Here is a 6884-nt window from a genome sequence, read left to right as displayed (position 1 = left end):
CGGATCGCGGTGCCGAGCCCGACGGCCAGAGTGGCGAGCGCTATGCCCACCCCGGTCGTCAGCCGTTTTCTAGTGATCATCGCCGGATCTTATGGAAAATCAGTTCGTATTCCCAACCGGGGCTTCGGGGTCCGGGGGCCCCGGCCGCCGACGGCTTCTCCAGCCCGCTGTCAGGCTCGTCGCCCGCTGTCAGGGCTCAACATCCGGTGCCGGGCGGGCGAACGCGCCGGCCGTGGGCGCCAGGGCCGCCGTGGTCGCCGCCTGTGCGGCCAGGTGAGGCTCGGAGGAGGTCCGCAACAGCACCAGTTGGTGGTAGAGGGGCGCGGTGGCGGCGATCAGCAGCGGCCGTGCGGCCGTGTCCGGCGGGAGTTCGCCCCGCTCGACGGCGCGCTCGACGATGGCCTCGCAGCGCTGGTAGCGGTCCTCCCACAGCCGTTGCTGGGCGTTGGCCGCCCTCGCGGAGCGGAATGAGGCGGCCATCAAGGCCTGCGGGATCGACGGGCGTACCACCAAGGAGTCATGGATCTCCCCGTTGAGGGCCGTCAGGTCGCCTCGCAGGGAGCCCGTGTCCGGCGGAGCCCAGTCGTCCTCGCCCGCCGCGTCGAGGACGTCGGCGAGCAGGCCGCCGACGTCCTGCCAGCGCCGGTAGACCGTGGTCCGGTGCACCCCGGCACGGGCCGCGACGCCCTCCATCGTGAGCCCCTCGTAACCGTGTTCGCCGAGTTCGGCACGGACGGCTTCGAGGACCTGGGCCCGGACGCGGGCGGTGCGGCCGCCCGGCCGGCGGTCCGGCGGGCCGTTCGGTGGCGGGTTCATCGGTAATCCGGTTGCCCGGTGGTGGTGGTCATGGCAACATCTTAAAGCAACAGTTGTCGCACTAGTGGAGTCGTCGATGTTCCTCCAAAGCTTTCCCCCGGCCTTGCGGTCCACCGCCACCGCCTCGTCCACGACAGCTTCGGAGTCGCCCGTATGCCCACCCAGATCACAGCGCTCGCCGTCAGCAAATCCTTCGACGGCAGGACCGTCCTCGACTCGGTGACCTGCTCGCTCGCGCGGGGCGAACGCACCGGCATCGTCGGTGAGAACGGGTCCGGGAAGACCACCCTTCTGCGGCTGCTCGCCGGACGGGAGAGCCCCGACGAGGGGCGGATCGTCGTGCGGGCCGACGGTGGCGTCGGTTACCTCGCCCAGGACGAGGACCTTCCACCCGACATGACGGCGCAGCAGGTGATCGACCGGGCCTTGAGCGATCTCCGGGCGATCGAGGCCCGGATGCGCCGCCTGGAAGCGGCGATGGCCGCGGGCGACACGTCGGCGCTGGACGCCTACGCCGACGCCGTCTCGGTCTTCGAACTGCGCGGGGGCTACGACGCCGACGCCCGGCTGGAGCGGGCCCTTCACGGACTCGGTCTGCGGCAGGTCGACCGCGCCTCGACCATGGGCGCGCTCTCCGGCGGCGAACGCGCCCGGCTGCGGCTCGCCGCGGTGCTGGCGGCGGCCCCGGAGGTGCTGCTTCTCGACGAGCCGACCAATCACCTGGACGAGGCCGCTCTGACCTGGCTGGAGGAGCACCTGCGCGGCCACTGGGGCACCACGGCGGTCGTCTCGCACGACCGGGGCTTCCTCGAACAGGTAGCCTCCAGCCTCCTGGAGGTGGACGGTGACCGGCACGACGTCGTCCGGTACGGAAACGGCTACGCCGGCTACCTCGCCGAGAGGGCCGCTGTCCGGCTGCGCCGGCGCCGGGACCACGAGCAGTGGTGCGAGGAGGCCGACCGGCTGCGCGACACGATCGCGGGCACGGCACGCCGCGTGGCCCCCGGCCGGCCGATGAAGGACGGCGACAAGCTCTCCTACAACCAGGCCGGCGCTCGCGTGCAGCAGTCGCTGGCCGGTCGCGTCCGCAACGCCGAGGAACGGCTGCGCCGCCTGCTGGCCCAACCGGTCCCGGCGCCGCCCGACCCGTTGACGTTCTCGCCCCCTCTGCACGCCACACCCCTGACCGGCACGGTGATCGACGCCGTCGGGGTCTCCGTCGCGGGCAGACTCGGCCCGGTCGACCTGACGGTCCGGGCGGGCGAACACCTGCTGATCACCGGCGAGAACGGCGCGGGCAAGAGCACTCTGCTCCGCGTACTCGCCGGTGAACTGGCCGCCGACCGGGGGCATGTCGTCCGGCGCGGCCGGATCGGCCACCTCCGGCAGGACCCCGTGCCGGGATCGCCCCACGAGACCCTGCTGGCCGCGTACGCCCGTGGGCTGGTGGGGGAGCCGGACGAGCACGCCGAACGGCTGCTGGCGCTCGGGCTGTTCGACCGCGCCCGGCTGTCGGTGCCCGTCGACCGGCTCTCCACCGGACAGCGCCAGCGGCTCGCCCTGGCACGGCTGGTCTCCCGGCCCGCCGACGTCCTGCTGCTCGACGAGCCCACCAACCACCTCTCGCCGGGCCTCGCCGAGGAGCTGGAGAGCGCCCTGTCCGGTTTCGCGGGCACCGTCGTCCTCGTCAGCCACGACCGGCTGCTCCGGCGCCGCTGGCAGGGCGCCCGACTGACCCTGCGGGCCGCGCGCGTGCCCGTACTCGAAGGCCCGGGCTTCCGCGCCCCTACTCGAAGCGAGTGATCACCCCTTGTCCCGGCACCGTTCCCACATCGCGATCATCGGCGTCCCGATCGTCAGTCACGTTCTGCCCGGTCTCGGCATCGTCCGTGAGCTGGTGGCCCGCGGTCACCGGGTCACCTACGCCAACGACCCGGCCCTGGCCGACCGGATCACCGCGACCGGTGCCGCGTTCGTCCCGTACGCCTCGACGCTGCCCGTCGCCGACGACAACTGGCCGGCCGACCCCGTCGCCGCGATGAACCTCTTCCTCGACGACAACGTCCAGGCGCTGCCCCCGTTGCGCGCCGCCTTCGACCAGGACCCCGCCGATCTGTATCTGTACGACATCGGCGCCTACGCCGCACGCGCCCTCGCCGAAGCGCAGGGGCGGCCCCTGATGCAGCTGTCCCCGTCCTTTCGTCGCCTGGGAGGGGTACGAGCAGGAGGTCGGTGCCCACCTGCGGAACCTGCCCGGCGCGGCCGAGCACCGGGAGAGGTTCGCCCGCTGGCTGGCGGACTGCGGGGCGACCACCCTCGATGTCGACGCCTTCTCCGGCACCCCGGCACGGGCCCTCGCGTTGATTCCCCGGGCCATGCAGCCCAGCGCGGACAAGGTCGACCCCCGGAGGGTCTCCTTCGTCGGACCCTGCCCCGATGCCGACGGCGACACCGGCCGGTGGGTCCGGCCGGAGGCGGCCGAGCGCGTCCTGCTCGTCTCCCTCGGCTCGGCCTACACGCACCGGCCGGAGTTCTACCGCCAGTGCCTCGCCGCGTACGGAAACCTCCCCGGTTGGCACGTCGTGCTCCAGATCGGCAAGCACACCGACCCGCGTGAGCTGGGCGAGATCCCGCCCACCGTGGAAGTGCACCCCTGGGTTCCGCAGCGCGCGATCCTGGAACAGGCCGACGTCTTCGTCACCCACGCCGGAATGGGCGGATGCGGCGACGGCCTGCGCGCGGGCGTCCCGATGATCGCCGTGCCCCAGGGCGCCGAACAGTTCATGAACGCGGACCGGCTGGTCGAGCTGGGCGTCGCCCGCCGCGTCGACACCGCCGACGCCACCGCCGAAACCCTGCGGGCCGCCCTGGACGACCTGCGCGCCGACCCGGAGGTGGCCCGCCGATCCGCACGCCTGCGCGCCGAGGCCCTGAGCGAGGGCGGCACCCCGCGTGCCGTACGCCTGATCGAGGAGATGCTGATGCCCTGAGACGTCACGAACCGCCCAGCAGCGGCCCGGAGGCGCGCTCCAGGACTGCGGTGATCCGCTGCCAGGTCTCCACATCCCTTTCCACCGGCGGAAGTTGACGGTCCGTCCCGGACTTCTGCCAGGTCGTCGCCAGCGCCACCGGGTCGCCGCCGCCCGCGGCCGATGCGGCGAGTGCCGCCGCGCCGAGGGCGACCAGCTCCCCGCTGCCCGGGATGACGAGGGGGCGGCCGGAGAGGCGGCGTACCGTCTCCACCCACATCCGCCCCTGCGCCCCGCCGCCGATCAGGCGCAGCGGCCGGCCGGCCACCTCGGGCGCGTCCGGGTCGAGGCCGCAGGCGGACAGCAGCTCGTCCATGGCCCGCAGTACGGTGACGGCCGCGCCCTCGTAGGCGGCGCCCAGTAGTTGCTGCCGGGTCGTGTCGTGGCGGAGTCCGGTCAGCAGGCCGGAGGCGGTCGGCAGGTCGGGGGTCCGTTCGCCGTCGAGGTACGGGAGGAGGACCGCCTCGCCGCCGGGCGCCGCGTCCTCGCGGTCCAGGCCGAGCAGGGCGGCCACCTTGTCCACGGCGAGCGTGCAGTTGAGGGTGCAGGCCAGCGGGAGGTACGTACCGTCGGCGGCGGCGAAACCGTTGAGCGCGGTCGACGCGGGCCGGGTGCGGGACGCCGCGAACACCGTGCCGGAGGTGCCGAGGCTCAGGGCCGGGTGGTCCAGCAGCCCCTCGCCGCCAAGACCGAGGCCCACGGCGGCGCTCATGTTGTCGCCGGTGCCGGCCGCCACCGCGATCCCCGCGGGGAGGCCGAGCGCGCGCGCCGCCACTTCGGTGAGCGAGCCGATCCGGGCCGCCCCGGTGGGCGCCACCTCCGGCAGCAGGGCCGCGTCGAGGCCGAGGAGGTCAAGGAGTTCGGGGTCGTACGCGCCGGTCGCGGTGGAGTACCAGCCGCTGCCCGACGCGTCCCCGGGGTCGGTGGCCGCGACGCCCGCCAGGCGCTCGGTCAGGAAGTCGTGGGGGAGGCGGACCGCCGCCGCGCTCGCGGCGCTCGCCGGGTCGTGCTCGCGCAGCCACTGCCACTTGGAGGCGGTGATCGACGCCACCGGTACGGACCCGGTCCGCGCGGTCCAGGCCTCCGGCCCGCCCAAGGCCTCGGTGAGAGCGGCGGCCTGCGGCGCGGACCGCGTGTCGTTCCACAGCAGCGCGGGGCGCAGCGGCCGGCCCGCCCCGTCGAGCACGACCAGCCCGTGCTGCTGACCGGCCACCGCGATCCCGGTGACCGCGCGGGCGGGGAGGCCGGACTCCGCCAGCCCGGCGGCCACCGCCTCGCACAGGGCCCGCCACCAGATCTCCGGATCGCTCTCCCGGGCACCCGCCTCGCCGGTGACCACGTGCGGGGCGCGCCCCACGGCGAGCTGCTCGCCGGTCCCGGCGTCGATGAAGGCGGCCTTGGTGGACTGGGTCGAGCTGTCCACGCCGATGACGACGGCGGGTGACGGCATGGGAAGCCTCTTTCGCGCTGCGGGGCCGGCCAACGGGTGCTGGCCGACGCGTGCTGATCATTCGGCTGCGGCACGAACAAATTACGGGATGCGCGGCCCTCTGCACAGGGGGTCGAAAACGCTCCTCGCGGCTAGGGGGTTCCGTGCCCGGGGTGCGGTGTGCTTGATTAGTCATGACACTGAACAAATAGGGGTGCCAGGCTTGCCGCCGGGCGTCCCGACGGCAGGCGAAGGCGGTCGGACGACGATGACGGAACGCTTCACCCCCACCCCCGAGGACAAGTTCAGTTTCGGTCTGTGGACCGTGGGCTGGCAGGGCCGGGATCCCTTCGGCGACGCGACCCGCGCGGCCATCGACCCCGTCGAGTCCGTGCAGCGGCTCGCCGAGCTGGGCGCCTGGGGCGTGACCTTCCACGACGACGACCTGATCCCCTTCGGCGCGCCGGAGACCGAGCGCGAGGCGATCGTCAAGCGGTTCCGCCAGGCCGTCGACGCCAGCGGTCTCGTCGTGCCGATGGTGACGACCAACCTCTTCACCCACCCGGTCTTCAAGGACGGCGGGTTCACCGCCAACGACCGTGACGTACGCCGGTACGCGCTCCGCAAGACCCTGCGCAACATCGACCTCGCCGTCGAACTGGGGGCGACCACGTTCGTGGCGTGGGGCGGACGCGAGGGCGCCGAGTCCGGCGGGGCGAAGGACGTACGCCTCGCCCTGCACCGGATGAAGGAGGCCTTCGACCTGCTGGGCGAGTACGTCACCGAGCAGGGTTACGACCTCCGCTTCGCCATCGAGCCCAAGCCCAACGAGCCGCGCGGCGACATCCTGCTCCCCACCATCGGCCACGCCCTGGCCTTCATCGAGCGCCTGGAGCGGCCCGAGCTGGTCGGCGTCAACCCGGAGACCGGGCACGAGCAGATGGCCGGGCTCAACTTCCCGCACGGCATCGCCCAGGCCATGTGGGCGGACAAGCTCTTCCACATCGACCTCAACGGCCAGTCCGGCATCAAGTACGACCAGGACCTGCGCTTCGGCGCGGGCGACCTCCGTCAGGCGTTCTGGCTCGTCGACCTGCTGGAGAGCGGCTACGAAGGCCCCCGCCACTTCGACTTCAAGCCCCCGCGCACCGAGGACTACGACGGCGTCTGGGCCTCGGCCGCCGGCTGCATGCGCAACTACCTGATCCTCAAGGAGCGGGCCGCCGCCTTCCGTGCCGACCCCGAGGTACGTGCGGCCCTGCGCGCCTCCCGCCTGGACGAACTGGCGCGCCCGACGGCGGGGGAGGGCCTGGCGGAGCTGCTCGCCGACCGCACGGCGTACGAGGAGTTCGACGTCGACGCGGCGGCGGAACGCGGGATGGCCTTCGAGGCGCTGGACCAGCTCGCCATGGACCACCTGCTCGCCGTCCGCTGACGTGCCGGGTGACACACCGGGGTGCCGGGCGCCGTTGATACCTACCGGGTGACACGTCGGGTGGGCCGGGGCCGTCGACGTACCGGGTGAGACATCGGGTGGGCCGGAGCCGTTGACGTACCGGGTCACGCTTCGGGTGGGCCGGGGCCGCCGGCGTATCGGGGGAGGCCCGGGC

Annotated in this window: 4 protein-coding genes and 1 pseudogene; 3 read left to right on the top strand and 2 right to left on the bottom strand. The window is 73.3% G+C overall.

Annotated features, from left to right (window positions below):
- Positions 1–189 precede the first annotated feature (189 nt).
- Entirely contained in the window at positions 190–816 is a 627-nt protein-coding gene (locus tag JS521_RS32185; protein ID WP_205086440.1) for a TetR/AcrR family transcriptional regulator, read from the bottom strand.
- A gap of 153 nt (positions 817–969) precedes the next feature.
- Between JS521_RS32185 and JS521_RS32180 the strand changes: the two genes are divergently transcribed.
- A complete protein-coding gene (locus JS521_RS32180; protein ID WP_205086439.1) occupies positions 970–2619 on the top strand; it encodes an ABC-F family ATP-binding cassette domain-containing protein in 1650 nt (549 codons plus the stop codon).
- A gap of 7 nt (positions 2620–2626) precedes the next feature.
- A pseudogene (locus tag JS521_RS32175) lies at positions 2627–3806 on the top strand (macrolide family glycosyltransferase).
- A 4-nt stretch (positions 3807–3810) separates the two neighbouring features.
- Here the strand turns inward: JS521_RS32175 and xylB are convergent.
- Positions 3811–5295, bottom strand: coding sequence for a xylulokinase (gene xylB, locus JS521_RS32170; protein ID WP_205086438.1), 1485 nt, complete (start codon positions 5293–5295; stop codon positions 3811–3813).
- A gap of 247 nt (positions 5296–5542) precedes the next feature.
- On the opposite strand from xylB, the gene xylA reads away from it, so the two are divergent.
- Positions 5543–6709 carry a xylose isomerase gene (gene xylA, locus JS521_RS32165; protein ID WP_205086437.1) on the top strand — a complete coding sequence of 389 codons (1167 nt, stop codon included), beginning with the start codon at positions 5543–5545 and terminating at the stop codon, positions 6707–6709.
- The last annotated feature ends 175 nt before the right edge of the window (positions 6710–6884 follow it).

The organism is Streptomyces durocortorensis, from assembly GCF_016901035.1.
GTDB lineage: Bacteria > Actinomycetota > Actinomycetes > Streptomycetales > Streptomycetaceae > Streptomyces > Streptomyces durocortorensis.
This window is presented reverse-complemented; position numbering and strand designations above follow the sequence as displayed.

Excerpts from the sequence above, each read along its gene's own strand:
- xylB (WP_205086438.1), bottom strand. The coding sequence starts at position 5,295 with ATGCCGTCACCCGCCGTCGTCATCGGCGTGGACAGCTCGACCCAGTCC.
- xylA (WP_205086437.1), top strand. The coding sequence starts at position 5,543 with ATGACGGAACGCTTCACCCCCACCCCCGAGGACAAGTTCAGTTTCGGT.
- JS521_RS32180 (WP_205086439.1), top strand. The coding sequence starts at position 970 with ATGCCCACCCAGATCACAGCGCTCGCCGTCAGCAAATCCTTCGACGGC.
- JS521_RS32185 (WP_205086440.1), bottom strand. The coding sequence starts at position 816 with ATGAACCCGCCACCGAACGGCCCGCCGGACCGCCGGCCGGGCGGCCGC.